At 70.6% G+C, this 22,399-nt stretch carries 22 protein-coding genes; 15 read left to right on the forward strand and 7 right to left on the reverse strand.

Features of this window, described 5'->3' with window-relative positions; all coding sequences use genetic code 11:
- The first annotated feature begins 182 nt into the window (after positions 1 to 182).
- The 5 genes from ACE3T5_RS12805 to ACE3T5_RS12825 all read left to right on the forward strand — a co-directional run bounded on the left by ACE3T5_RS12805 (position 183) and on the right by ACE3T5_RS12825 (position 2,680).
- Positions 183 to 1,115, forward strand: coding sequence for a hypothetical protein (locus tag ACE3T5_RS12805; protein WP_374668205.1), 933 nt, complete (start codon positions 183 to 185; stop codon positions 1,113 to 1,115).
- Positions 1,116 to 1,118: 3 nt separating this feature from the next.
- Positions 1,119 to 1,568, forward strand: a complete 450-nt coding sequence (locus ACE3T5_RS12810) for a hypothetical protein (RefSeq protein WP_374668207.1) — start codon at positions 1,119 to 1,121, stop codon at positions 1,566 to 1,568.
- Positions 1,569 to 1,610: 42 nt separating this feature from the next.
- Entirely contained in the window at positions 1,611 to 2,042 is a 432-nt protein-coding gene (locus tag ACE3T5_RS12815) for a GNAT family N-acetyltransferase (RefSeq protein ID WP_374668209.1), read from the forward strand.
- 114 nt (positions 2,043 to 2,156) lie between these two features.
- Positions 2,157 to 2,387 (forward strand): addiction module protein, encoded by a 231-nt coding sequence (locus tag ACE3T5_RS12820; RefSeq protein ID WP_374668211.1) that lies wholly within the window; start codon positions 2,157 to 2,159, stop codon positions 2,385 to 2,387.
- A complete protein-coding gene (locus tag ACE3T5_RS12825; RefSeq protein WP_374668213.1) occupies positions 2,384 to 2,680 on the forward strand; it encodes a type II toxin-antitoxin system RelE/ParE family toxin in 297 nt (98 codons plus the stop codon). The genes ACE3T5_RS12820 and ACE3T5_RS12825 overlap by 4 nt, the downstream gene beginning before the upstream one ends.
- Before the next feature lie 62 nt (positions 2,681 to 2,742).
- Here ACE3T5_RS12825 and ACE3T5_RS12830 read toward each other — a convergent pair whose 3' ends face one another.
- Complete coding sequence (locus ACE3T5_RS12830; RefSeq protein WP_374668215.1) at positions 2,743 to 3,456, reverse strand: type 1 glutamine amidotransferase; 714 nt, start codon at positions 3,454 to 3,456, stop codon at positions 2,743 to 2,745.
- A complete protein-coding gene (locus tag ACE3T5_RS12835) occupies positions 3,449 to 4,693 on the reverse strand; it encodes a DUF1727 domain-containing protein (protein WP_374668217.1) in 1,245 nt (414 codons plus the stop codon). The genes ACE3T5_RS12830 and ACE3T5_RS12835 overlap by 8 nt, the downstream gene beginning before the upstream one ends.
- A 197-nt stretch (positions 4,694 to 4,890) precedes the next feature.
- On the opposite strand from ACE3T5_RS12835, the gene asnB reads away from it, so the two are divergent.
- Positions 4,891 to 6,816, forward strand: a complete 1,926-nt coding sequence (gene asnB / locus ACE3T5_RS12840; protein WP_374668219.1) for an asparagine synthase (glutamine-hydrolyzing) — start codon at positions 4,891 to 4,893, stop codon at positions 6,814 to 6,816.
- A gap of 4 nt (positions 6,817 to 6,820) precedes the next feature.
- Here the strand turns inward: asnB and ACE3T5_RS12845 are convergent, their stop codons facing one another.
- Positions 6,821 to 8,194 carry an MATE family efflux transporter gene (locus tag ACE3T5_RS12845; protein ID WP_374668221.1) on the reverse strand — a complete coding sequence of 458 codons (1,374 nt, stop codon included), beginning with the start codon at positions 8,192 to 8,194 and terminating at the stop codon, positions 6,821 to 6,823.
- 135 nt (positions 8,195 to 8,329) lie between these two features.
- On the opposite strand from ACE3T5_RS12845, the gene ACE3T5_RS12850 reads away from it, so the two are divergent.
- Complete coding sequence (locus ACE3T5_RS12850; protein WP_374668223.1) at positions 8,330 to 8,620, forward strand: hypothetical protein; 291 nt, start codon at positions 8,330 to 8,332, stop codon at positions 8,618 to 8,620.
- Positions 8,621 to 8,647: 27 nt separating this feature from the next.
- Here the strand turns inward: ACE3T5_RS12850 and ACE3T5_RS12855 are convergent, their stop codons facing one another.
- Positions 8,648 to 9,538 carry a sulfurtransferase gene (locus tag ACE3T5_RS12855; RefSeq protein ID WP_374668225.1) on the reverse strand — a complete coding sequence of 297 codons (891 nt, stop codon included), beginning with the start codon at positions 9,536 to 9,538 and terminating at the stop codon, positions 8,648 to 8,650.
- A gap of 95 nt (positions 9,539 to 9,633) precedes the next feature.
- On the opposite strand from ACE3T5_RS12855, the gene ACE3T5_RS12860 reads away from it, so the two are divergent.
- Genes ACE3T5_RS12860 through ACE3T5_RS12870 form a run of 3 tightly spaced genes read left to right on the forward strand, consistent with a single transcriptional unit; the run spans position 9,634 to position 13,866 of the window.
- Positions 9,634 to 11,109: a DUF4118 domain-containing protein gene (locus tag ACE3T5_RS12860; protein ID WP_374668227.1), complete on the forward strand. Its 1,476-nt coding sequence runs from the start codon at positions 9,634 to 9,636 to the stop codon at positions 11,107 to 11,109.
- Between the two features lie 55 nt (positions 11,110 to 11,164).
- Positions 11,165 to 11,857, forward strand: a complete 693-nt coding sequence (locus ACE3T5_RS12865) for a response regulator (RefSeq protein WP_374668228.1) — start codon at positions 11,165 to 11,167, stop codon at positions 11,855 to 11,857.
- Positions 11,858 to 11,913: 56 nt separating this feature from the next.
- Entirely contained in the window at positions 11,914 to 13,866 is a 1,953-nt protein-coding gene (locus tag ACE3T5_RS12870) for a potassium transporter Kup (protein WP_374668230.1), read from the forward strand.
- Positions 13,867 to 13,873: 7 nt separating this feature from the next.
- On the opposite strand, the gene ACE3T5_RS12875 is transcribed toward ACE3T5_RS12870, so the two are convergent.
- From ACE3T5_RS12875 to ACE3T5_RS12885, 3 genes are read right to left on the reverse strand one after another with little or no spacing between them, the layout of a single operon-like run.
- Positions 13,874 to 14,773: a DMT family transporter gene (locus tag ACE3T5_RS12875; RefSeq protein WP_374668232.1), complete on the reverse strand. Its 900-nt coding sequence runs from the start codon at positions 14,771 to 14,773 to the stop codon at positions 13,874 to 13,876.
- A 3-nt stretch (positions 14,774 to 14,776) separates the two neighbouring features.
- Positions 14,777 to 15,433 carry a 3-isopropylmalate dehydratase small subunit gene (leuD, locus tag ACE3T5_RS12880; RefSeq protein ID WP_374668234.1) on the reverse strand — a complete coding sequence of 219 codons (657 nt, stop codon included), beginning with the start codon at positions 15,431 to 15,433 and terminating at the stop codon, positions 14,777 to 14,779.
- A gap of 22 nt (positions 15,434 to 15,455) precedes the next feature.
- Positions 15,456 to 16,604, reverse strand: a complete 1,149-nt coding sequence (locus ACE3T5_RS12885; protein WP_374668236.1) for an aromatic ring-hydroxylating dioxygenase subunit alpha — start codon at positions 16,602 to 16,604, stop codon at positions 15,456 to 15,458.
- A gap of 139 nt (positions 16,605 to 16,743) precedes the next feature.
- On the opposite strand from ACE3T5_RS12885, the gene ACE3T5_RS12890 reads away from it, so the two are divergent.
- The 5 genes from ACE3T5_RS12890 (at position 16,744) to ACE3T5_RS12910 (ending at position 22,332) form a co-directional block, all read left to right on the forward strand.
- Entirely contained in the window at positions 16,744 to 16,974 is a 231-nt protein-coding gene (locus ACE3T5_RS12890) for an exodeoxyribonuclease VII small subunit (protein WP_374668259.1), read from the forward strand.
- The gene (locus tag ACE3T5_RS12895; protein ID WP_374668238.1) at positions 16,971 to 17,861 is read left to right on the forward strand and encodes a polyprenyl synthetase family protein; all 891 of its coding nucleotides are present in this window, start codon (positions 16,971 to 16,973) and stop codon (positions 17,859 to 17,861) included. The genes ACE3T5_RS12890 and ACE3T5_RS12895 overlap by 4 nt, the downstream gene beginning before the upstream one ends.
- 20 nt (positions 17,862 to 17,881) lie before the next feature.
- On the forward strand, positions 17,882 to 19,768 hold the full coding sequence (dxs, locus tag ACE3T5_RS12900; RefSeq protein WP_374668261.1) for a 1-deoxy-D-xylulose-5-phosphate synthase: 1,887 nt from the start codon (positions 17,882 to 17,884) through the stop codon (positions 19,766 to 19,768).
- A 214-nt stretch (positions 19,769 to 19,982) separates the two neighbouring features.
- On the forward strand, positions 19,983 to 21,062 hold the full coding sequence (locus ACE3T5_RS12905) for a TRAP transporter substrate-binding protein (protein WP_374668240.1): 1,080 nt from the start codon (positions 19,983 to 19,985) through the stop codon (positions 21,060 to 21,062).
- Positions 21,063 to 21,249: 187 nt separating this feature from the next.
- Positions 21,250 to 22,332 (forward strand): TRAP transporter substrate-binding protein, encoded by a 1,083-nt coding sequence (locus tag ACE3T5_RS12910; RefSeq protein WP_374668242.1) that lies wholly within the window; start codon positions 21,250 to 21,252, stop codon positions 22,330 to 22,332.
- Positions 22,333 to 22,399: the final 67 nt, after the last annotated feature.

Raw genomic sequence — 22,399 nt, forward strand, 5'->3', positions numbered from 1 at the left:
CGGGGCGGGCGTGGTGAAGGGCGTGGCCAGCCTGCCGGATGACATGGGGGCGGCGTTGCGGGTGGGGCTGCAGCCCATCGCAGTGACGAACTAATTCGTCGTATATTTGTCCGCGACGGCGCCGTGCGCGTGCAGCCGAGTGCTCCCGCTGCTCGTCTCACCGCCTTTGGGGAGGGTCAAGCATGTTCAGGAACTGGATGGCCAAGCCACAAGCCCATCTGCTTGTCGCGCTGGCTGCTGCCGCGTGGGCCGGGTTGGCGTTTGCACAGGAGGCCCTCGACCCCCGCGCAGACATTCGCGCCACCTACGACTTCGAGCCTTCAACGATGACGTTCGAGGAGCAGGCGCGTCGCGCGCCGGAACTGTCGAAGCTCTGGGGCCGGTACGACGGGAGCAGGGAGGCCTACCATCGGGCGCTGCAAGCGGAACTTCGTGCCGAAGGCCGGCGCGAGCTGCTGTACTGCGACGGGGGCATGTTGCTCCTGGCCAAGTCGGTGGATCCTGAAGACCAGCAGCTCGGTCTGGATGCGCTTCGCAAGTGCTCGCTTGCCGAGATCCAGCACACACCCTATTTCTATACCTTGCATCGCCTGGCCACGCGGGGTGTCGAAACGTTCGACCTGCAGGCGCGGATGCTGACGCGGCCCAAGTACACGGTGTTCATCGTCCAGCATGCGCTGACGCTGGGTCAGGACTACGCGTTCCTCTACCCACTGCTTGTTCAGCAAGAAGCTTCGTACGTGCCCCGGCTGATGGCGTTGCTGGTGGAGGTGACTGACGCCACGGCGCAGCAATCCATCATTCGCGCGCTGTGGTACGCAGCGACGCGAGAGGCTGAGGCCGCCGTCCGTGCCGCTGCAACCGACAACCGCCTGGCGGCGCCGGCGCGTGCCGATGCAAGGCGCTATCTGCAAAGTCTGGCGACCCTGCGTGGCTGGAAGGAAGACAACGCCACGCTCCAGCGCGTCCGCGACGCGATCGGCGCGTCGCCCTCGATCACCGAGGAGGAGCTGCGATCCAGGCGCAGGGCACGCATGCGCTCGGTGAGCGATGAGGCCCTCCATGATCTGGAGGCCTTCACGGTCCTTCTCTACCGGTCGCGCAAGGCGGCGTGAAAGATGGCCGCCCATGGTCCCATCTGGCTCGGCGTGGCGCTGTTTGCGCTTGCCGTGCCGGTGCACTCGGGCGTCTGCGAGGTCGTCCGTACCCCAGGTGGTCTGCTGCCCTACCTGGTGGCGCGCCCGCCAGACTCGGACCACGGGATCGAGATTCGATCGGACTTCGATGGGGACGGACGGGCTGACTTGATCACCTGGCTCCCGCAGACCGCTGGCAGCGTGGTGCCGGCGGACCTGGCGTCCGTCACGCTGGTGCTTTCGTCGCGGTCCCATCCGGTCCGGCTCGAAGAGACCTACGTGCAGGTGATCCGGTATCGCGGGCAACACTACGTTGTCACGACGGCGGCGTTTGCGGAGGGACGCGAGCAGCGGTCGACCGTCTATACCGTCGCGAGATCGGGGTTTCGGCAGCTGTGTCCTGCTGCAGCGCCACGCCCCACGAAGCCATAGCCCGCGGATACCGATCACAAGCCTCTTCACCCACATTCCATCATGCCCCTCACCTGGACCCCCAGCCAGGACGCCATCGACTGGCACGAGCTGGAGAACCTCTATCGCCTGGCGCCGCTGGGCAACAAGTCGGCGCAGCTGCTGCAGACGGTCTTCACCAACAGCCGGTACAAGTTCTTTGCGTTCGACGACGGCCGGCTGGTCGCGGCCGGGCGGGCCCTGTCGGATGGCGCGGACTGCTCGTACATCTGCGACGTGGCGGTGATGCCCAGCCACCAGGGCACGGGCCTGGGCCGCGAGATGGTCTCGCGGCTGGTGGAGGCCTCGCGCGGGCACAAGAAGATCATCCTGTACTCGGTGCCGGGCAAGGAGGGCTTCTATCGCAAGCTCGGCTTCATGCGCCTGCTGACCGCCATGGCGATCTTCGAGGATCAGGCCGCCGCCATCGCGCGCGGGCATCTGGGGGAGGGTTGAGTCGGTGGCGCCCAGATCCAGCGACGGAATCGGTCCCGCCACCCGCGCTAGGCGGGCGTCGCAGCTGGCGTGCTGCACCGTTTCGTAGAATGTGCCAGCACGGAGGTTCTCGCAATGGCCGACCCTGTAGTTGAACTGGCCCGCAAGGGCCGAGCGCTGGCGCCAGAAGACCGGGCGCGCCTGGTGGATCTGCTTCTCGAATCCATGGAGGACGGGACGGACCCGCAGGTGGAGGAGGCCTGGCGATTGGAGATCCATCGCAGGGTGGCGGCTTATGAGCGGGGAGAGGCCGTGCTCCACGAAGTCGACGATGTGATGGCCGAGGCCAGGCACATCGCGCCGTGAAGCGCCTGCGGCTCGACTCCGCTGCACGTGTGGAGTTGCTGCACGAAGTTCGGTACTACGAGACAGTCCGCGCTGGAACAGGGCGGAAGTTTCGAGAGGCGGTGGACGTTGCCTTCGACATGATTCGTCGGTCACCTCAAGCGGGAAAGCCGGAAGATCTTGGCTGTCGACGCGTCCGGCTGAAGGGTTTTCCGTTCTCCATCGTTTTCCGGGAGCAGGCTGAGGAGATCGTCGTCTTCGCGGTGCGCGCTGATGCGCGTCGTCCAGACTATTGGCGCCAGAGAGCACGGTAAGACGCAACAAGGGCCTTGCATGAATCCCTGCTGATTGGCGCGAGTGGCCCTCGGCCGAGCCCTCACCCCCTGTGCGGCGCCCTTATCCTTTCCCTTCGCAACACCTCCACTTCCGCCATCTCCAGCGGCAGCAGCGGCCCCACCACCCGCGCCAGCAGCCAATCCGCCAGTTCCGGATTGCGCGCGAGGCAGGGGCCATGCAGGTAGGTGCCGACCACGCTGCCTTGCACCGCCCCATCGAGCCCGCTGCCTGTGAAGTTGCCAGCGCCCTGTGTCACCCGGGCCAGGGGTTGCGCGCCGGGGCCGAGCACCGTGCCGCCGCGGTGGTTCTCGAAGCCCGTCAAGGGCTGCGACAGGCCGGGCAGCAGGGGCTGTGACACGACTTCACCGATGGTTCGTTCGGGTTGCGGTGAGGTGGTGAGATCGAGCAGCGACAACCCCTCCACCCGCTCGCCTGCCGCGGTCTCGTACCAGTGCCCCAGCACCTGCATCGCCGCGCAGACGGCCAGCACGGGCGCGCCGCGCGCCGCTGCGCGTTGCAGGCCCGGGTGCGCCAGCAGGTGGCGCCTGGCGAGGCGCTGCGCGCGGTCCTCGGCGCCGCCCAGGGTGTACAGGTCCAGTGACTCGGGCACCGGTTCCGCCAGCGTGATGGGGATGATCTCGGCCGGCAGGCCGCGCAGGCGCAGGCGCTGGCGCAGCACCACGGCATTGCCGCTGTCGCCATAGGTACCCATCACCTCGGGCAGCACGAGGCCGATGCGCACGGGCTCAGCCATGCACGCGCTGCAGCAGCCGGTTGATCTGCACGAAGGCGGAGTAGTTGGCCAGCACCTCCACCGGCCCCGGGGGGCAGGCGCGGATGGCCGCGATGACGTCGCTGCCGCATGCGTGGGGCAGGTCCGCGTAGGTGAGTCGCACCGCCAGGTCAGCGCGGCGTTCTCCGCAGGCGATCACGGTGCGGGTCACCATCGGCGAGAAGTCCACGTCCCATAGCCATGACAGGTCCTGCCCGTCGGCCTCACGGCCGTTGACGGCGATGACGCAGCCGGCCGCGGCCGGGTCCAGCAGGGTCAGCGCCTGCTGCCAGCCGGCCGGGTTCTTGGCCAGCAGGATGCGCGCCGTGTGCTCGCCGAGGCGCACCTTGCGGTAGCGGCCGGCCACTTCGCTCACCAGCGTCACCGCTTGCGTGGCCGCAACCGGGTCGGCCCCCATCGCCACGGCGGCGGCGATGGCCAGCGCGGCGTTGCCGCGGTTCACCTCGCCGGGCAGGGCAGGGCGCAGCGGCGCGCGCCAGCCATCGGGGCCGTGCAGGGCTTCGTTGTCGGTCCACCAGTGCGGCTTCGGCCGCTGCAGCGGCGCGCCGCGGGAGTGCCAGTGGCCGGGCTCGCACACGATTACCTCACCGCTGCGCGGGCAGCTCACCGAGTCGCCGGCCCAGCCTTCACCGGCCGCCACCCATTGCACGCGGGCGCAGTCGTAGGCGGCCGAAGCGGCCAGCACGTCGTCGCAGTTGGCCACCACCAGGGTGTGCGGATGGCGAGCCAGCATGGCGCGCAGCTGGCGCTCGATCTGGTGCGTCTCGCCCACGCGATCGAGCTGGTCGCGCGACACGTTCAGCAGCACGATCACGGCGGGTTGCAGGGCCTCTGCGATGCGGGGCAGGTGCAGTTCATCCACCTCCAGCACGGCGATGGGGGCATCGGCTGCGGCGGCCAGCGCGGTCACCAGGCCGCCGGCCATGTTGGCACCTTCGCTGTTGGTGGCCACCGGCCCCAGCGTGGCGAGTGCTGCGGCCAGCATGCGCGTGGTGGTGGTCTTGCCGTTGGTGCCGGTCACCACCACGACACGGCGGCCATCGGCTAGGCGGCGCAGCAAGGAAGGGTCCAGCGACAGGGCCACGCGGCCGCCGATGGTGGAGCCGGCACCGCGGCCCGTCACGCGCGAGCCCCAGCGTGCCGTGGCGCCCGCGGCCAGTGCAGCGCGCGAGCGGGGGGGCAGGGTCGGCGTATCCATCAGCTCTGGCGCCGGAGTATCCGGGAGGGCTGTCGGCACCGTCAAGCCGTCGGGCCGGCGCGGGATGATGGTTCAATCGGCGCTGGCCGTGCGCACGGGCGCAGGGTTGCATCGTCGTGATGCCACGTTGCCGGAGGCGCATTGGAGAAGGACCGTACACGCATCCCACCAAGGCCGCTCAGGCGCGGACAGCGGCCATGTGCGGCCTGATCGCGCTGGTGGCTCCGCATGCCGGGGCGCAGGCGGTCGATGCCGTGACCGCGGCCGCGCGGCTGATGCGCCATCGCGGCCCGGACGACGCCGGCCTCTGGCACGACGATCAGGCCGTGCTGGCCTTCCAGCGGCTGGCCGTCATCGACATCGCGGGCTCGCATCAGCCGCTGCACTGGGGGCCGCCTGAGTCGCCAGACCGTTACGTGATGGCCTTCAACGGCGAGGTCTACAACTACCGCGAGCTGCGCGCCGAACTGGCGACTTCGCATGGCGCCACCTTCCGCACGCAGGGCGATGCCGAGGTGGTGGCGGCCGCCTGCCACTTTTGGGGCGAGGACGCCTGGCCCCGCCTGCGCGGCATGTTCGCCTTGGCGCTGTGGGACACCGAGGCCCGCACGCTGCTGTGTGCGCGCGACCCGTTCGGCATCAAGCCGCTCTTCATGGCCACGGGGCCGGGGGGCACGGTGGTGGGCAGCGAAGAGAAGAGCCTGACGGCGCTGGCCCCGCTGCTCGGGCTGGACTTGTCGCTTGACGCCCGCGCGCTGCAGCACTACGCCACCTTGCAGTACGTGCCCGAGCCGGAGACGCTGCACCAGGGCGTGCGCCGCTTGCCACCGGGCTGCACCGCGCTGCTGCGGCCTGGCCATGCGTCCGAGGTTCGCCGCTACTTCGCGCCGCGCTTCCACGTGCAGCCGTTTCGGCCGGGCGACGAGCAGGCGCGCTACGACGAGGTCGCCTCCGCGCTGGAGGACTCCGTGGCACGCCACATGGTGGCCGACGTGACGGTGGGCGCCTTCCTCTCGGGCGGCATCGATTCCACGGCCATCGCGGCGCTGGCCATGCGGCACAACCCGCGTCTCATCACCTTCACCGCCGGCTTCGAACAACCGGGCTTCTCGGAGGTGGAGCTGGCCGCTGCCTCGGCACGAGCCATCGGGGCACGGCATGTGGTGCGCATGGTGAGCGCGGAGGCCTTCGTGCAGGCCCTGCCGCAGATCGTGTGGCACCTCGATGAGCCGATTGCCGATGCGTCACTGGTGCCGCTGTACTTCGTCGCGCAGGCGGCGCGCCAGCACGTGAAGGTGGTGCTGTCCGGCGAGGGCGCCGACGAGCTGTTCGGCGGCTACCCGATCTACGGCGAGGGCCTGTCCCTTCGGCCGTTCGACGCGCTGCCCCTGCCCGTGCGCCGCGGCATCGGCCGCTTCGCCGAGCGGCTGCCGCAGGGCCTGCGCGGCAAGGGTCTGCTGCAGCGCGGCGCCCTGCCGCTGGAGGCGCGGAACTACGGCAACGCGCGCAACTTCACCGAGGCGCAGTTGCAGGCCCTGCTGCCCGGGTACGACCCGGCGTGGACGCACGCGGACATCACCGCGCCCTTCTATGCCGAGTCGCGCGGCTGGGACCCGGCGGCGCGCATGCAGCACCTGGACCTGTGCACCTGGCTGCCGGGTGACATCCTCGCCAAGGCCGACAAGATGACCATGGCCCATGCGCTGGAACTGCGTGTGCCCTTTCTCGACCCGGCGGTGTTCGCCGTGGCCGCGCGGCTGCCGCATGACCAGAAGATCGCGCATGGCACCACCAAGTACGCGCTGCGGCAGGCCCTGGCGCGCATCGTGCCCGCGCCCGTGCGGGACCGTCCCAAGCTGGGCTTCCCCGTGCCGCTGGCCCACTGGCTGCGCGAAGGGCCCCTGACCGACTCGGCGCATGACCTCGTGGCGGCCTCCGGCGCTGCCGGCCATCTGATCCATCTGCCGCAGGTTCGGGCGTGGCTCGCCGAGCATCGTCGTGGCGAGGCCGATCACAGCCGTCGGCTCTGGACCGCGCTGGTCTTCCTGCTGTGGCATGCGGTCTTCGTCGAGCGCAGCGTGCAGCCGCGCATCACCGAGCCACCGTACCCGCTGCAGGTGTGAGGGTCTACAGCAGCGACCGGCGGCGCCGCCGCGTCGTCCAGGCCAGCAGCCCGCACAGGGCCACCGCCGCGACCGCTACGCCCACCGTGGCCGAGGCCCAGTAGCCCGGTGCGCCGCGCAGCGCGGCCGGCGTGCCGCCCAGGAGGTCGAAGCCGAGCAGCGTGCCCACGCCGAGGCCGATGCCCCACAGCGCCGCGATGTAGATCAGCATCGGCGGCGTCGTCACCTCCCACGCGCGCAGCGTGAACGAGGCGATGGCCTGCGCCGCGTCCGCGAGGTGGAACCCCACCACCCACGCCAGCAGCGACATCGTCACGGCCACCACGGCGGCATCCCGCGAGTACAACGCGATCAGCGGCTGGCGCAGCAGGTAGACGCCACTGCCCAGGGTGGCCGCCAGGAGCAGGGCGAGCACCAGCGCGTGCCAGCCCACGCGGCGGGCCAGCGAGCGCTCACCCGCGCCCACGTGCTGCGCCACCAGCGTGCTGCTGGCCTGTGACAGCGCCAGCGGCACCATGAAGAGCAGCGACACCACGTTCACCGTGATCTGGTGCGCCGCCACCGCGGTGGTGCCCATGCGCGCGATCAGGATGGCCATGACGGTGAAGCCGCTGATGCCGATCAGCAGCGAGCCGCCGATCGGCAGGCCCAGCACGAGCATCGCGCGCAACGAGGGCAGGTGGGGTCGGTGCATGCCCACCCGCGGCAGGGCGAAGGACCGGTAGAACGGGTCGCGCCGCAGCTGCCGCCAGGCCAGCAGCACCTGCAGGGCCTGCGCGAGCACGGTGCTCAGCGCGCAGCCCCACGCACCCAGGGCCGGCAGGCCCAGACCGGCGTGGCCCGGCACCAGCAGCATCGCCAGCGGCACCTTGGCCGCCAGGCCGGTGAGCTGCAGGTGCATCACCGGCTGCGTGCGTGAGACGGCGGTGCAGAAGGTGCGGTACACGGTGAAGAGCAGCGTGAGCACGATGGCCAGCGTCATCGTGGACAGGTAGGCGCGCACCTTGCCCGCCACCGCGGGCGATGCATCGGCCAGCAGCAGCACGGGCAGCGGGTTGAGCAGCAGCAGGCTGCCCAGCGCCGCGAGCAGCAGCGACAGCCACACCGCCTGCTGCAGCTGCGCGCCCGCCTGCGTGTGCTCGCCGGCGCCATAGAGCTGCCCGGCGATCGGGCCGAGCGCCTGCACCACGCCCACCAGCGTGACGAGCACCGTCATGTAGAAGGCGCTGCCCACGGCCAGCGCGGCCAGGTCGTCGGCGCCCAGGCGGCCCACCAGGAAGGTGTCGACCGTCGCGAAGGCGACCACCGAAAGCTGGCCCACCAGGGCCGGCCAGGCCAGATCCAGGATCCGGCGCGCGTTCTCCACAAAGCCGATCAAGATCCCCCCGTTCCCGTGCGCCCGTGGCGCTCGCGGGCGGCTGATGATCGCACGGGCCCGCCGCTCGTCCTGCAACTAGGGGGAGCCCCCCAGAAAGCGTCGACCTTTGTCAGTTTCGGTTCAGGTAGTGGCATCATGCTGCATCGCAACATGAACGCCGTCGCCGCTCCCGCCCGTGCGCAGCATGACCTGGATGACATCCTGGGCAGCCTGTATCACGCACGCCGCAAGGAGGACCTGGGCCGCCTCGCCCTGGTCACCTACTGGGAGGTGCGGCGCTGGGCCCGCGAAACCCGCCACGAGCACCTGGCCGAAGTGGCGGGCCGCGCCATCATCGATCCGCCGCTGCGCAGCCGTGACGACTTCCTCGGCGTCATCGACGAGGTGATCGCCGAGCTGGAAGGCATCCGCCGCGCGCTGCCCTGAGCAGGCGGGCCGCATGCCCGCCGGCCATCAGCCCTTCTCGACCGGCAGCGTCGGGTCGCGGCACCACTCGCTCCAGCTGCCTGCGTACAGCGCCGCCGGCGGGTAGCCCGCCAGTTCCATCGCCATCACGTTGGGCACCGCGCTCACGCCGCTGCCGCAGTGGTGCACCACGGTCGCGGCATCGCGGCCGGCCAGCAGGGCCTCGAACTCGGCCCGCAGATCCGCGGCTGGCTTGAAGCGGCCATCGGCCCCCACATTCAGGCCGAAGGGGCGGTTCAGCGCGCCGGGGATGTGCCCGGCCACCGGGTCCAGCGGCTCCACCTCGCCACGGAAGCGCGGCGCGGCGCGGGCGTCGATCACCGTCTGCCGCGCGCCGGCCGCCAGGCCCGCGGCGACGTCGGCCGTGGTCGCGAGCCGACGCAGCGGCGGGCCCAGCGTGAAGTTCGACTGGAAGTGCGAGGCTTCGACGCCGCTCGTCACCTCCCCGCCTGCCGCTTGCCAGGCTTGCAGGCCGCCATCGAGCACCGCCACGGCGTCGTGCCCGGCCCACTTCAGCATCCACCAGAGGCGGCCGCAGTAGTTCACGCCCTGGCGGTCGTACACCACGGCCTGCATGTCGTTGGCGAAGCCGACGGAAGACAGCCAGGTGGCAAAGCGCTGGCGGCTGGGCAGCGGATGGCGACCGCCCGAGGCGGCATCGGGGTGTGGCTGGTACTGGCCGGTGGCGTCGGGCGCCATCTTGTCGCTCAGGTGGTGGTCCAGGTGGGCGTAGACCGCGCCCGGGATGTGCGCCTGGCGGTACTGCTCCTCGCCGGCGGCCGGGTTCATCAGGTCGAAGCTGCAGTCGAAGACCATGAGCCGCGCCCCGGCGGCGCGCAGGGCCTGCAGTTCGGCCACGGTGATCAGGTGGGTGTGCATGCGGCAAGGGTAGCGCAAGCCGCGCCGGCACTGCGGCCACCGCTGGGGCAACCCGATCCGCGCCGGGGTGGTCGGCCGGCGCTACGATCCCGCCCATGACGCCCGTTGCCCGCCGCTGGCAATGGCTGGCCGCCGGGGCCGCGCCGGCCCTGGCCACGCTGGCCTGCCACGCGCTGGATGGCCGCATGTCCGTGGCGGGCCTCGCCATGGTGTATCTGGTGGCGGTAGTGCTGACCGCGCTCACGCTCGACAGGGGCCCCGGCCTGCTGGCCGCGCTGGCCTGCGTCACCGCGCTCAACTTCTTCTTCGTGCCGCCACGCTACAGCCTGGCCGTGGACGGGCCCGAGTACGCGTGGACGCTGGCGGTGCTGCTGGCCCTGTCGCTGGCGCTCAACGGGCTCATCGCGCGCCTGCGCCAGCGCACGGTGCGGGCCCGCCTGGGCGAGGCGCGCAGCGCGCAACTGCAACAGCTCACGGCCGAACTGGCCGCCTGCCAGGGCGCCCAGGCCCAGGCCGAGCGGGCGGCAGGCTGGCTGCAGGCGCAGTTGGGCGGGCCGGCGGCCCTGTTCCTGCGGGATGCACCGGGCGCTGCGGCGCGATGCGTGTCGGCGGGCGCCGAGCCGGGTGCCTTCCAGGCCTCGGCGGTGGACTGGGCCTGGACCCATGGCCGCGCGCTCGGCCGCGGCTGCGACGACTGGCCCGATCTGCCCCTGTGGTGCGCGCCGTGCGCCGTGGCGGACGCGCGTGCCGCGGTCCAGGTGCTGTTGCCGGCCGGCCCGTCGCCGGACCCGGACACCCTGCGCCACTGGCAGGCCGTGGCGCAGCAGATCGGTCTGGCGCTGGACCGCGAGACGGCCGCAGCGACCGCGCGCGCCGCGCAGGAGGCGGCGCAGGCCGAGGCGGCGCGCAACACGCTGCTGGCGTCGCTGTCGCACGACCTGCGCACGCCCCTGGCGGCCATCCTCGGCACCGCGAGCGCGCTGCGCAGCCAGGCCGACGCGATGCCGCCGCGCCAGCGGGAGCGGCTGCTGGAGAACCTGGAGAACGAGGCGCGCGACATGAACCTGCTGGCCGACAACATCCTGCAGATGGCCCGGCTCGCGCAGCCGCAGGCGCAGCTCGCGCTGCAGTGGGAATCGATGTCGGAGGTGCTGGGCGCTGCGGTCACGCGCATGCGCCGCCGCTGGCCCCAGGCGCGCATCGAGCTGCGCGTGCCGCCGGATCTGCCGCCGGTGCGTGCCGAGGCTTCGCTGCTGGCGCAGCTGGTGGCCAACCTGGTGGACAACGCGGTGCGCCACGGCCATGTCGAGCCGCATGTGGTGGTGCGAGCCGGGCGTGCCCGCGACGGCGTCTTCGTGGCGGTGCGTGACCACGGCGCAGGCTTGCCGCCCGGCGACCCGCAGGCGCTGTTCCACCGCTTCGCGGGCGGCACCGGCGAGGGCACGGCCGGCCTGGCCCTGTGCGAGCTGATCGCGCGGCTGCATGGCGGCCGCATCGCCGCACGGCGATGCGAGCCGGGGGCCGAACTGCGAGTCGATCTGCCGCTGGCCCGGCAGGAGGCCGTTGCATGAGCCGCCGGGCCGCCCCAAGGCGAATCCCGCAGTCCGCAGGACGGAGGGTCGTCCAGTGAGCGCGACCCGGGCCGACGTGCTGGTGGTGGAGGACGAATCCGCCATCGCGCAGTTCGTCGCCGCCAGCCTCGCGGCCGAGGGCCTGTCGCCGCGCGTGGCATGCACGGGCGCCCAGGCGCAGGCCGAGCTCGCGCGCGCGCAGCCGCGCCTGCTGATCCTCGATCTGGGCCTGCCGGATGCCGATGGCGTGGCCCTCATCGCGCGCTGGCGTCCGCGCTGGTCCATGCCGATCCTCGTGCTGTCGGCCCGCACGCAGGAGGCGCAGAAGATCGCGGCGCTGGACGCCGGCGCCGATGACTACCTCACCAAGCCCTTCGGCGTGGGGGAGCTGCTGGCGCGCACACGGGCGATGCTGCGCCGGGCCGCGGCAGCACCCGCCCCAGCGCAGCGCGTCGCGGTGGGTGAGCTGGTGTTCGACCTCGACGCGCGCCGGCTTACGCTGCGTGGCGAGACGGTGCACCTCACGCCGATCGAGTTCCGCCTGTTCGCGCGCCTGGCCCGCGAACCGGGCCGGGTGCTCACGCACCGCCAGTTGCTGGCCGACGTGTGGGGCGCCGACCAGGTGGACCAGCTGCACTACCTGCGCGTGTACATGGGCCACCTGCGCGCGAAGCTGGAGCAGGACCCCGCGGAGCCGCGCTACCTGCTCACGGAGCTGGGGGTTGGCTACCGGTTGGCTGGGGAGTAGCCCTCGTGCAACGGCATTGATGCGATTTTGAGGCGCGCCGGCGCACAAACGGGGGCATGACAACCGACCCCTTGCGAACCGCGCCACCCGCCCACACCGAACACCCGGCCGCACCGGCCGCACCGGCCCCCGATGGCCAGGCGAAGCAGGGCACGGCCGCCCTGGTGCTGGCCGCGCTGGGCGTGGTGTATGGCGACATCGGCACCAGCCCGCTCTACACCATCAAGGAGATCTTCGCGCCTGCCACCGGCGTGCCCTTGCAGCCCGACATGATCGTGGGCGCCGTGTCGGTGGTGTTCTGGGCGCTGATGCTGGTGGTGACGCTGAAGTACGTGGTGCTGATCCTGCGCGCGGACAACCACGGCGAGGGCGGCACGATGGCGCTGCTGGCCCTGGCCTCGCGCAGCGTGGCCGGCCAGCCGCGGTTGCGGCGCGTGCTGCTGCTGGCGGGGGCCTTCGGCGCCTGCCTCTTCTACGGTGACAGCGTGCTCACGCCGGCGATCTCGGTCATGAGCGCGGTGGAGGGCATCGAGGTGGTCACGCCGGCGCTCAAGCCCTGGGTGCTGCCCGTGGCCACGGGCATCCTGGTGGGCCTGTTCCTCGTGCAGCGCCACGGCACGGCCCTGGTGGGCCGCTTCTTCGGACCGGTGATCGTGCTGTGGTTCCTCACGCTGGCGGCGGTGGGCCTGTGGCAGATCGCGCAGGCGCCGCAGATCCTGCAGGCGGTCGACCCGCGGCACGCGGCGCACTTCCTGGCCAGCCGGGGCTGGGGCCTGTTCCTGGCGGTGGGCGCGGTGGTTCTGGCCGTCACGGGCGCGGAGGCGCTGTACGCGGACATGGGCCACTTCGGCCGGCGGCCGATCCGCATCGCCTGGCTGGGGCTGGTGCTGCCGGCGCTGGCGATCAACTACGCCGGGCAGGGCGCGCTGCTGCTGCGCGAGCCGCAGGCGGTGGGCAATCCGTTCTACCTGAGCTTCCCGCCGGCGCTGCTGGTGCCGGCGGTGGTGATCGCCACCGCCGCGACCATCATCGCCTCGCAGGCCGTCATCTCGGGTGCCTATTCGCTCACGCAGCAGGCGATCCAGCTCGGCCTGCTGCCGCGCATGCGCATCGTCCACACCTCGTCGCGCGAGCGCGGGCAGATCTACATGCCGGCCGTCAACAGCCTGCTGCTGGTCGGCGTGGTGCTCGCCTGCATCGGCTTCGGCTCCTCGTCGGCCATGGCATCGGCTTATGGCATCGCGGTCACCGGCACCATGCTCATCACCACCGCGCTCACCTACTTCGTGGTGCGGCGCGTGTGGGCCTATCCGCTCTGGGTGGCCGTCCCCGCCACCGTGTTCTTTCTGCTGCTCGACGCGCTGCTGCTCGTCTCGTGCGCGGCGAAGTTCGTGGATGGCGGCTGGTTCCCGGTGGCGCTGGGCGCGGTGCTGATGGTTGGCATGATGGCCTGGCACCGTGGCCGCGAGTTGCTGGGCCACTCCCTGCGCGCGGAGCTGCTGCCGCTCGCGGCCTTCGTGCAGGGCCTGGGTGACGGTGGCGCCGGCGTCCCGCGCGTGGCCCGCACGGCGGTGTTCCTCTCCGCGCAGGAGGACTTGGTGCCGCACGCGCTGCTGCACAACATGAAGCACAACCTGGTGCTGCACGAGCGCAACGTGGTGCTGACCGTGTGCTTCGAGGAGCAGCCCTTCGTGCCGGCAGACCAGCGCGCCATGGCACAGCCGCTGGGGCATGGCTTCTGGCAGGTGCGCCTGCGCTTTGGCTTCATGGACAAGCCCGACGTGCCGGCGGCACTGGCCGGCTGCGCGGCACAGGGCCTGGTGATCGACCCGTTCGCCACCTCGTACTTCCTCAGCCGCGAGACGGTGGTGCCGCGGCCGGCGGCCGGCATGGCCCGCTGGCGGCAGAACCTGTTCGAGGCGCTGTCGCGCAATGCGGGCCGCGCGGTGGACTACTTCGGCATTCCCAGCAACGCGGTGATCGAGCTGGGCACGCGCGTGCACCTGTGAGCGGTGCTCAGTGCTCCTCGCCCGGTGCGTCAGGCGCCGCGCGGGCGCGCAGCACGGTGGCGGCGATGCCGCTGACCACGATCACCGCCATGCCGATCCAGCCGATCAGCGGGATGTCGTCGCCGAACAGCAGCAGGCTGTAGAGCGCGCCGAAGACGATGCCGGAGTACTGCAGGCTTGCCACCACCAGCGTGGCGCCGTGGCTGTAGGCGCGCGTCATGCACAACTGGCCGAGCGAGGCCAGCAGGCCCACCGGCAGCAGCCACAGCGCATGGCCCCAGTCCCAGGGGGACACGCCGGCCACCAGCATGCCCAGCCCGCCGGCCACCGCGGAGCCGACCGCGAAGTAGAAGACGGTGCGCGACTCCGGCTCGCCCAGCTTGCCCAGCGCCATCACCTGCAGGTAGGCGAAGGCGGCCATCATGCCGGACATGAGACCCACCACGCCGGCGAACATCTGGTTTTGGTCCAGCGTGGGCCGCAGCATCATCACCACGCCCGCGAAGCCGGCCAGCACCGTGAGTGCCAGCGCGCCCTGCCGCGCCGGCAGCGGGGCGCCGGCGCGCGGGTTCCAGGCAATGAGCGTGCCGCCCACCAGGAAGGCCGCGATCCACACGCTGCTCATGTAGTTCAGGGTCATGGCGGTCGCCAGCGGCAGGCCGGCGATGGCGTAGAACCAGGCGCCCAGCGCGATCACGCCGACGACGCTGCGCCACGCGTGCATGCCCGGGTACCGGGTGGCCAGCGGCTCGCGCCGCGAACGCGCCCACAGCCACATCAGCAGCATGCCGATGAGGCCCCGGTAGAACACGAGCTCCGCCGAGTTGAACCACGCCGACGCGTACTTGATGCACACCGCCATGGTCGCGAAGGCGAGCGACGCGACCAGCATCCACAAGGCCTGCATGGGCTACTCCGTTGCCGGCCAGGGCCGCGCGAGCCACGGCTGTGCGGCGAGGCGGCGCGCCTCGAAGGCGGCGATGCGCTCGCGCTGGGCGAGCGTGGCGCCGATCCAGTCGGTGTCTTCGGAGAGCAGCAGCCGCTCGCGCGGGCCGAGCGTGAAGGCAAAGCAGTGTCCGCCGGCCTGCAGCGTGCCGGCGTGGAGATCGATGGAAGCGGTCAAGACCTGGGCCTGGGAGAGGGTGAACAGCGTGCGCACGGCCGCCGCGGGCAGCTCGATCGGCGCCACGCCGTTGAGCGCGCCATTCTGCCGGAAGATGTCGCCGAAGCCGGGCGCGACGACGGCGCGGAAGCCCCAGTCGCGCAGCGCCCACACCGCGTGCTCACGGCTGGAGCCGCAGCCGAAGTTGGGGCCTGCCAGCAGCACGCGCGCGCCGCGGTAGCGCGGGTCGTTGAGCACGAAGCCCGGGTCCGGCCGGCGCCGCGCGTGATCCGAATCCAGGTCGCCCGGGTCCAGGTAGCGCCAGCTGTCGAACAGCACCGCGCCATAGCCGGCGCGCGCCGTGGAGCGGCCGTACTGCTTGGGGAAGATGGCGTCGGTGTCGACGTTGGCGCGGTCCAGCGGCACCACGGTGCCACTGAGCCGGCCATCGGGAAACGCGGGCACGGACCGGGCGCCCCGCCGATGCTCAGCGACTGGGCACGTGGGCGCCCATGACGCCGCGGTACCACTCGTGGAAGTGCTGCATGCCGTCTTCCATCGGGCTCTGGTAGGGGCCGACCTCGTTGTCGCCGCGTTCCATCAGCGCGCGGCGGCCGGCGTCCATGCGCTCGGCGATCTCGTCGTCCTCGATGCAGGTCTCCATGTAGGCGGCGCGCTCGGCCTCCACATAGTCGCGCTCGAAGGCGGCGATCTCCTCGGGGTAGAAGAACTCCACCATGTTCAGCGTCTTTTGCGGCCCGCGCGGGAACAGCGTGGAGACCACCAGCACGTTCGGGTACCACTCGACCATGACGTTCGGGTACAGCGTGAGCCAGATCGCGCCGTGGCGCGGCGGCTGGCCACCCTGGTAGCGCAGCACGGCGTCGTGCCAGCGCTTGTAGACCTCGGAGCCGGGCTTGCCCAGCGCCTTGGCCACGCCGACCGTCTGGACCGAGTAGTCGCGGCCGAACTCCCAGCGCAGGTCTTCGCAGGTGACGAAGTTGCCCAGCCCCGGGTGGAACGGGCCCACGTGGTAGTCCTCCAGGTAGACCTCGATGAAGGTCTTCCAGTTGTAGTTGACCTCGTGCAGTTCCACGTGGTCGAGCACGTAGCCGGAGAAATCGAGGTCGGCGGTCGGGCCCATGCCCTTGAGCGCGCGCGACACGTCGTAGCCGTTGGACTCGAACAGCAGGCCGTTCCATTCCTGGATGCGGTAGTTGTTCAGGTCCAGGCAGGGGTCCGTCTGGAAGTGCGGCGCGCCCAGCAGCGTGCCGGCCTTGGCGCCGGCGGCGCCGCCGCTGTACGTCCAGCGGTGCAGGGGGCACACGATGTGCCCGCCCGAACCGGCGCGCGCGGCCAGGTTGCCGCGGCCCTTGAGCATGACGGCCTGGCGGTGCCGGCAGACGTTGGAGACGAGCTCCACGCCCTGCGGCGTGCGCAGCAGGGCGCGGCCTTCGTTCTCATGCGGCAGCGCATAGTAGTCGCCCACCTCCGGCACGGCCAGCGCGTGCCCGAGGTAGCGCGGACCGGACTGGAAGATGAGCTCCACCTCGCGCGAAAGAAGCGCCTCGTCGAAGTAGCTGGAAACAGGAAGTTGGCTTGCGGCCTGCTGGAGCTGAAGACTTAAATCAGACATTTCACCTGACCTAGAGACTCCCCCTATGAAGGGGCAGGGCGTGGCGCCGAGGCGCGACGAATGGGGAGCGGATTCTACCCCCCGGGACCGCGGTGCATGCGGGGGCGCCTAGAATTCCGCCTTGACCCTTGTCAAACGCATGCCCAAGACCGCCGCCAAACCCCCCGCCAGCTACGAAGCGGCCATGGAAGAGCTGGAACAGCTCACTTCGCAGATCGAGTCCGGCCAGCTGCCGCTGGAGCAGTTGCTGGCCGGCTACGAGCGCGGCGCCGAGCTGCTGAAGTTCTGCCGCGACCGGCTGCAGGCCGTGGAAGAGCAGATCAAGGTGCTGGATGCCGGCGTGCTGAAGCCGTGGGCGGACGAGACGTGAGCTTTCCCCTCAAGAGCTGGTCCGCCGAGCGCCTGGCCCGTGTGGAAGAGGCCTTGTCGGCCTGGGTGCCGGCCGATGCGCCGGCCGGCCTGGGCGCGGCCATGCGCTACGCCGTGCTCGACGGCGGCAAGCGGCTGCGGCCGCTGCTGGTGCTGGCCGCCTGCGAGGCGGTGCAGGGCCACTGCGAGGCTTCCGTGCGTGCCGCCTGCGCGGTGGAGCTGATCCACGCCTACTCGCTGGTGCATGACGACATGCCCTGCATGGACAACGACGTGCTGCGCCGCGGCAAGCCCACCGTGCACGTGGCCTACGGCGAGGCCGGCGCGCTGCTCGCCGGGGATGCCCTGCAGGCCCTGGCCTTTGAATTTCTCACCCCCGACGACGAGGCCGCGGTTCCGGCTGCCGTGCAGGCGCGCCTGTGCCGCCTGCTCGCGCGCGCAGCGGGCCATGCGGGCATGGCCGGCGGCCAGGCGATCGACCTCGCGGCCGTGGGCCGGCAACTGACCGAGGCCGAGCTGCGGCACATGCACCGGCTCAAGACCGGCGCCCTGCTGCAGGCCAGCGTGATGATGGGCGCGGCCTGCGGCGACACCAGCCCGGCGGCGCTGGCCGCGCTGGATACCTACGGCTGGGCCCTGGGCCTCGCCTTCCAGGTGGTGGATGACATCCTCGACGTGACGGCCGATTCCGCCACGCTGGGCAAGACGGCCGGCAAGGACGCCGCGCAGGACAAGCCGACCTACGTGTCGCTGCTCGGCCTGGATCGCGCCCGCTCGCATGCCGAGGAACTGCTGGCCCAGGCGCATGCCGCGCTCGCGGCCAGCGGACTGCCCGACACCCGGGCGCTGGCCGCGCTGGCCGAGATGGTGGTGCACAGGGAGAATTGATGACGACGAGCCACGAAGCCATGCCCAGCCTGCTGGAAACGATCAACGACCCCGCCGATCTGCGCCGCCTGCCGCGCCCGCAGCTCGCGCCGCTGGCCAACGAACTGCGCGCCTACGTGCTCGACTCGGTCGCCAAGACCGGCGGCCACCTCAGCTCCAACCTCGGCACGGTGGAGCTGACCATCGCGCTGCACTACGTGTACGACACGCCGCGCGACCGCATCGTGTGGGACGTGGGGCACCAGACCTACCCGCACAAGATCCTCACCGGCCGGCGCGACCGCATGGGCACGCTGCGGCAGTTCGGCGGGCTGGCGGGCTTTCCGCAGCGCGCCGAGAGCGAGTACGACACCTTCGGCACCGCGCACTCGTCCACCAGCATCTCCGCCGCGCTGGGCATGGCGCTGGCCGCCAGGCAGAAGGGCGAGCAGCGCCACAGCATCGCCGTCATCGGCGACGGCGCCATGAGCGCGGGCATGGCCTTCGAGGCGCTCAACAACGCCGGCGTGGCCGAGTGCAACCTGCTGGTGATCCTGAACGACAACGACATGTCGATCAGCCCGCCGGTGGGCGCGCTCAACCGCTACCTGGCGCAGCTCCTCAGTGGTCGCTTCTACGCCGCGGGCAAGAACGTGGCCAAGAACGTGCTGCGCGTGGCGCCGCCGCTGTTCGAGCTGGCCAAGCGCATCGAGGAGCACGCCAAGGGCATGGTGGTGCCGGCCACGCTGTTCGAGAAGTTCGGCTTCAACTACATCGGCCCGATCGACGGCCACGACCTCGACTCGCTCATCCCCACGCTGGAGAACATCAAGGCGCTGAAGGGCCCGCAGTTCCTGCACGTGGTCACGCGCAAGGGCCAGGGCTACAAGCTGGCCGAGGCCGACCCGGTGGCCTATCACGGCCCCGGCAAGTTCGATCCCGCGGTCGGCCTCGTGAAGCCGGCGGTGCCGCCCAAGCCCACCTTCACCCAGGTGTTCGGCCAGTGGCTGTGCGACATGGCCGCGGCAGACCCACGCCTGGTGGGCATCACGCCGGCCATGCGCGAGGGCTCGGGCCTGGTGGAGTTCGAGAAGCGCTTCCCGGACCGCTACTTCGACGTCGGCATCGCCGAGCAGCACGCGGTGACGTTCGCCGCCGGCATGGCCTGCGAGGGCCTGAAGCCGGTGGTGGCGATCTACTCCACCTTCCTGCAGCGCGGCTACGACCAGCTCATCCACGACGTCGCGCTGCAGAACCTGCCGGTGGTGTTCGCGCTCGACCGCGCCGGCCTGGTGGGCGCCGACGGCCCCACGCACGCGGGTGCCTACGACATCCCCTACCTGCGCTGCATCCCGCAGGTGAGCATCGCCTGCCCGGCCGACGAGAACGAGTGCCGCCAGCTGCTGACCACCGCCTTCCGGCAGGACCACCCGGTGGCCGTGCGCTACCCGCGTGGCGCCGGCGCGGGCGTGGCCGTGCAGGACACGCTGGAGGGCCTGCCCTTCGGCAAGGGCGAACTGCGGCGCCAGGGCAAGGGCATCGCGGTGCTGGCCTTCGGCACGCTGCTGCAGCCGGCGCTGCAGGCCGCCGAGCGACTGAACCTCACGGTGGTGAACATGCGCTGGGCCAAGCCGCTCGACGTGGAGCTGCTGCTCTCGGTGGCGGGCACGCACGAGGCCCTCGTCACACTGGAGGAGGGCGCCATCATGGGGGGCGCGGGCAGCGCGGTGACCGAGGCGCTCAACGCCGCCGGCATCGTGAAGCCGGTGCTGCAGCTCGGCCTGCGCGACGAGTTCACGGCGCATGGCGACCCCGCGCGCCTGCTGGCCCTGCAGGGCCTGGACGCCGCGGGCATCGAGGCCTCAGTGCAGCAGCGCTTCGGCGCGCTCGTCGAGCGCGTGCCGCCGAGCCTGAAGGTCGTGGGCTGACCCGCCTTCGCGCCGCGCGGCGCGCGGCGCGTCGAGAAGCTGGCAGATAACTGACAGCAGGGTTACATCCGAAGGTTTTCAAACGGATGCCGAGGGAAAACCCCTGAGTAGTACGGGGGGTGCGTTCCTAGAATGGGCGCCGGATGGTGGCAACACTTAAGTGTGCCGCCCCACATCTCTCTCGTCTGTCTGTCCCCTAGTGAGGAGCCTTCTCATGGATCGTCGTTCCGTCATCAAGTCCGCCGGTATCGCCGGCGTGCTCGCCGCGGGCGTGGCACCTGCCGTGCACGCCCAGGCCGCCATTCGCTGGCGCCTGGCCTCCAGCTTCCCGAAGTCCCTGGACACCATCTACGGTGCCGCCGAGGTCTTCGCCAACCAGATCAAGGCCATGTCGGGCGGCAAGTTCGAGGTCTCGGTCCACGCGGCCGGTGAACTCATGCCCCCCTTCGGCGTGGTCGACGGCGTGCAGCAAGGCACCGTGGAGTGCGCGCACACCGCCCCGTACTACTTCTTCGGCAAGAACGAGGCCTTCGCGCTCGGCTGCGCCATCCCCTTCGGCCTGAACAGCCGCCAGATGACGGCGTGGCAGTACGAGGGCAACGGCCTGAAGCTGATGCGCGAGTTCTACGCCAAGTACAACATGATCAGCTTCCCCGGCGGCAACACCGGCTCCCAGATGGGCGGCTGGTACCGCAAGGAAATCAAGTCGGTCAAGGACATCAAGGGCCTGAAGATGCGCATCGGCGGCTTCGCCGGCAAGGTGCTCGAGCGCATGGGCGGCGTGCCGCAGAACATCCCCGGTGGCGAGATCTACGCCGCGCTGGAAAAGGGCACCATCGACGCCACCGAGTGGGTGGGACCGTACGACGACCAGAAGCTCGGCTTCAACAAGGTCGCGCCGTTCTACTACTACCCCGGCTGGTGGGAAGGCGGCCCGCAGCTCGACTTCTTCATCAACGACAAGGCCTTCAATGCCCTGTCGGCCGAGAACAAGGCCATCGTGCAGGCTGCCGCCTCCGAGGCCCACGTGGTGATGCAGGCCCGCTACGACGCGCGCAACCCCACCGCGCTGAAGCAGCTGGTGGCCGCCGGCACCAAGCTGCGTCCGTTCTCGAACGACGTGCTGGCCGAGGCCTTCAAGCAGTCCATGGCCCTGTACGAGGAACTGTCGACCAAGAACGAGGACTGGAAGAAGATCTACGCCGACTACTCCAAGTTCCGCGCCGACCAGAACCTGTGGTTCCGCTTCACCGAGATGGGCTTCGACCGCTTCATGCAGGCGCAGAAGCTGTAAGCCACCGGTCTACAGCCCCAGCAGAAAGCCGCACGCGAGTGCGGCTTTTTGTTTGTGGTGCGGCCAAAGTTGAACACACCGCGGTGAAACCGGCGCCAGCGATCTGCAAGGGTACGCCAAGCATGCGGCCGATCATGTCGGCCGCGCACTCAGACGCGAAACCCCGCAGTACCCAAGGAGTCTTCCCATGGATCGTCGATCCCTCATCCGGCAGGCCGGCATCGCCGGCGTGCTCGCCACCGGCATCGCCCCCGCGGTGCACGCCCAGGCTGCCGTGCGCTGGCGCCTGGCATCCAGCTTCCCCAAGTCGCTGGACACCATCTTCGGCAGCGCCGAGACCTTCTCCCGCGTGGTGAAGGAGCTCTCCGGCGGCAGGTTCGAGGTCTCCATCCACGCCGCCGGCGAGCTGATGCCGGCCTTCGGCGTGGTCGATGCCCTGCAGAACGGCACGATCGAGATGGCGCAGACCGCGCCCTACTACTTCACGGGCAAGGATTCCATCTTCGCCTTCGGCTGCGCCGTGCCCTTCGGCCTGACCGCCCGCCAGATGGACGCCTGGATGGAGCACGGCAACGGCCGCAAGCTCATGGACGCCTTCTATGCGAAGTACAACATGCGCAGCTTCAGCGCCGGCAACACGGGCACCCAGATGGGCGGCTGGTTCCGCAAGGAGATCAAGACCGTGGCCGACCTGAAGGGCCTGAAGATGCGCATGGGCGGCGGCCTGTTCGGCGAGGCGATGGCCAAGCTGGGCGTGGTGGCGCAGAACATGCCGGCCGGCGAGGTGTACCAGGCCCTGGAGAAGGGCACCCTGGACGCCACCGAGTTCGTCGGCCCGCACGATGACGAGAAGCTGGGCTTCAACAAGGTCGCACCCTACTACTACTACCCCGGCTGGTGGGAAGGCGGCGCCGAGCTGGAGTTCTTCGTCAACACCAAGGCGTTCGACGCGCTGTCGGCCGAGAACAAGGCCATCGTCGACGCAGCCACCAAGGTGGCGGCGCGCGACATGACCGCCAAGTACGACGCGATGAACCCGGTCGCGCTCAAGCGCCTGGTGGCGGCGAAGACGCAGCTCAAGGCCTTCTCCAAGGAGATCATGGACGCCGGCTTCAAGGCCTCGATGGAGGTGTTCGCGGCACACGAGGCCAAGTCGGCGGAGTTCAAGAAGATCCATCAGGACATGCGCGCCTTCCAGCGTGACCAGATCCTGTGGAGCCGTTTCTCGGAGTACCGCTTCGACAGCTACCTGAGCACCGTCAAGCTGTAGGCCGCCCGCCTGCTGCCCCCGCAAAAAAGGCCGCGCGTCGCGCGGCTTTTTTGCGGGTGCTCGTGTA

The sequence above is a fragment of the Ramlibacter sp. genome (assembly GCF_041916345.1).
Taxonomy (GTDB): domain Bacteria; phylum Pseudomonadota; class Gammaproteobacteria; order Burkholderiales; family Burkholderiaceae_C; genus Ramlibacter.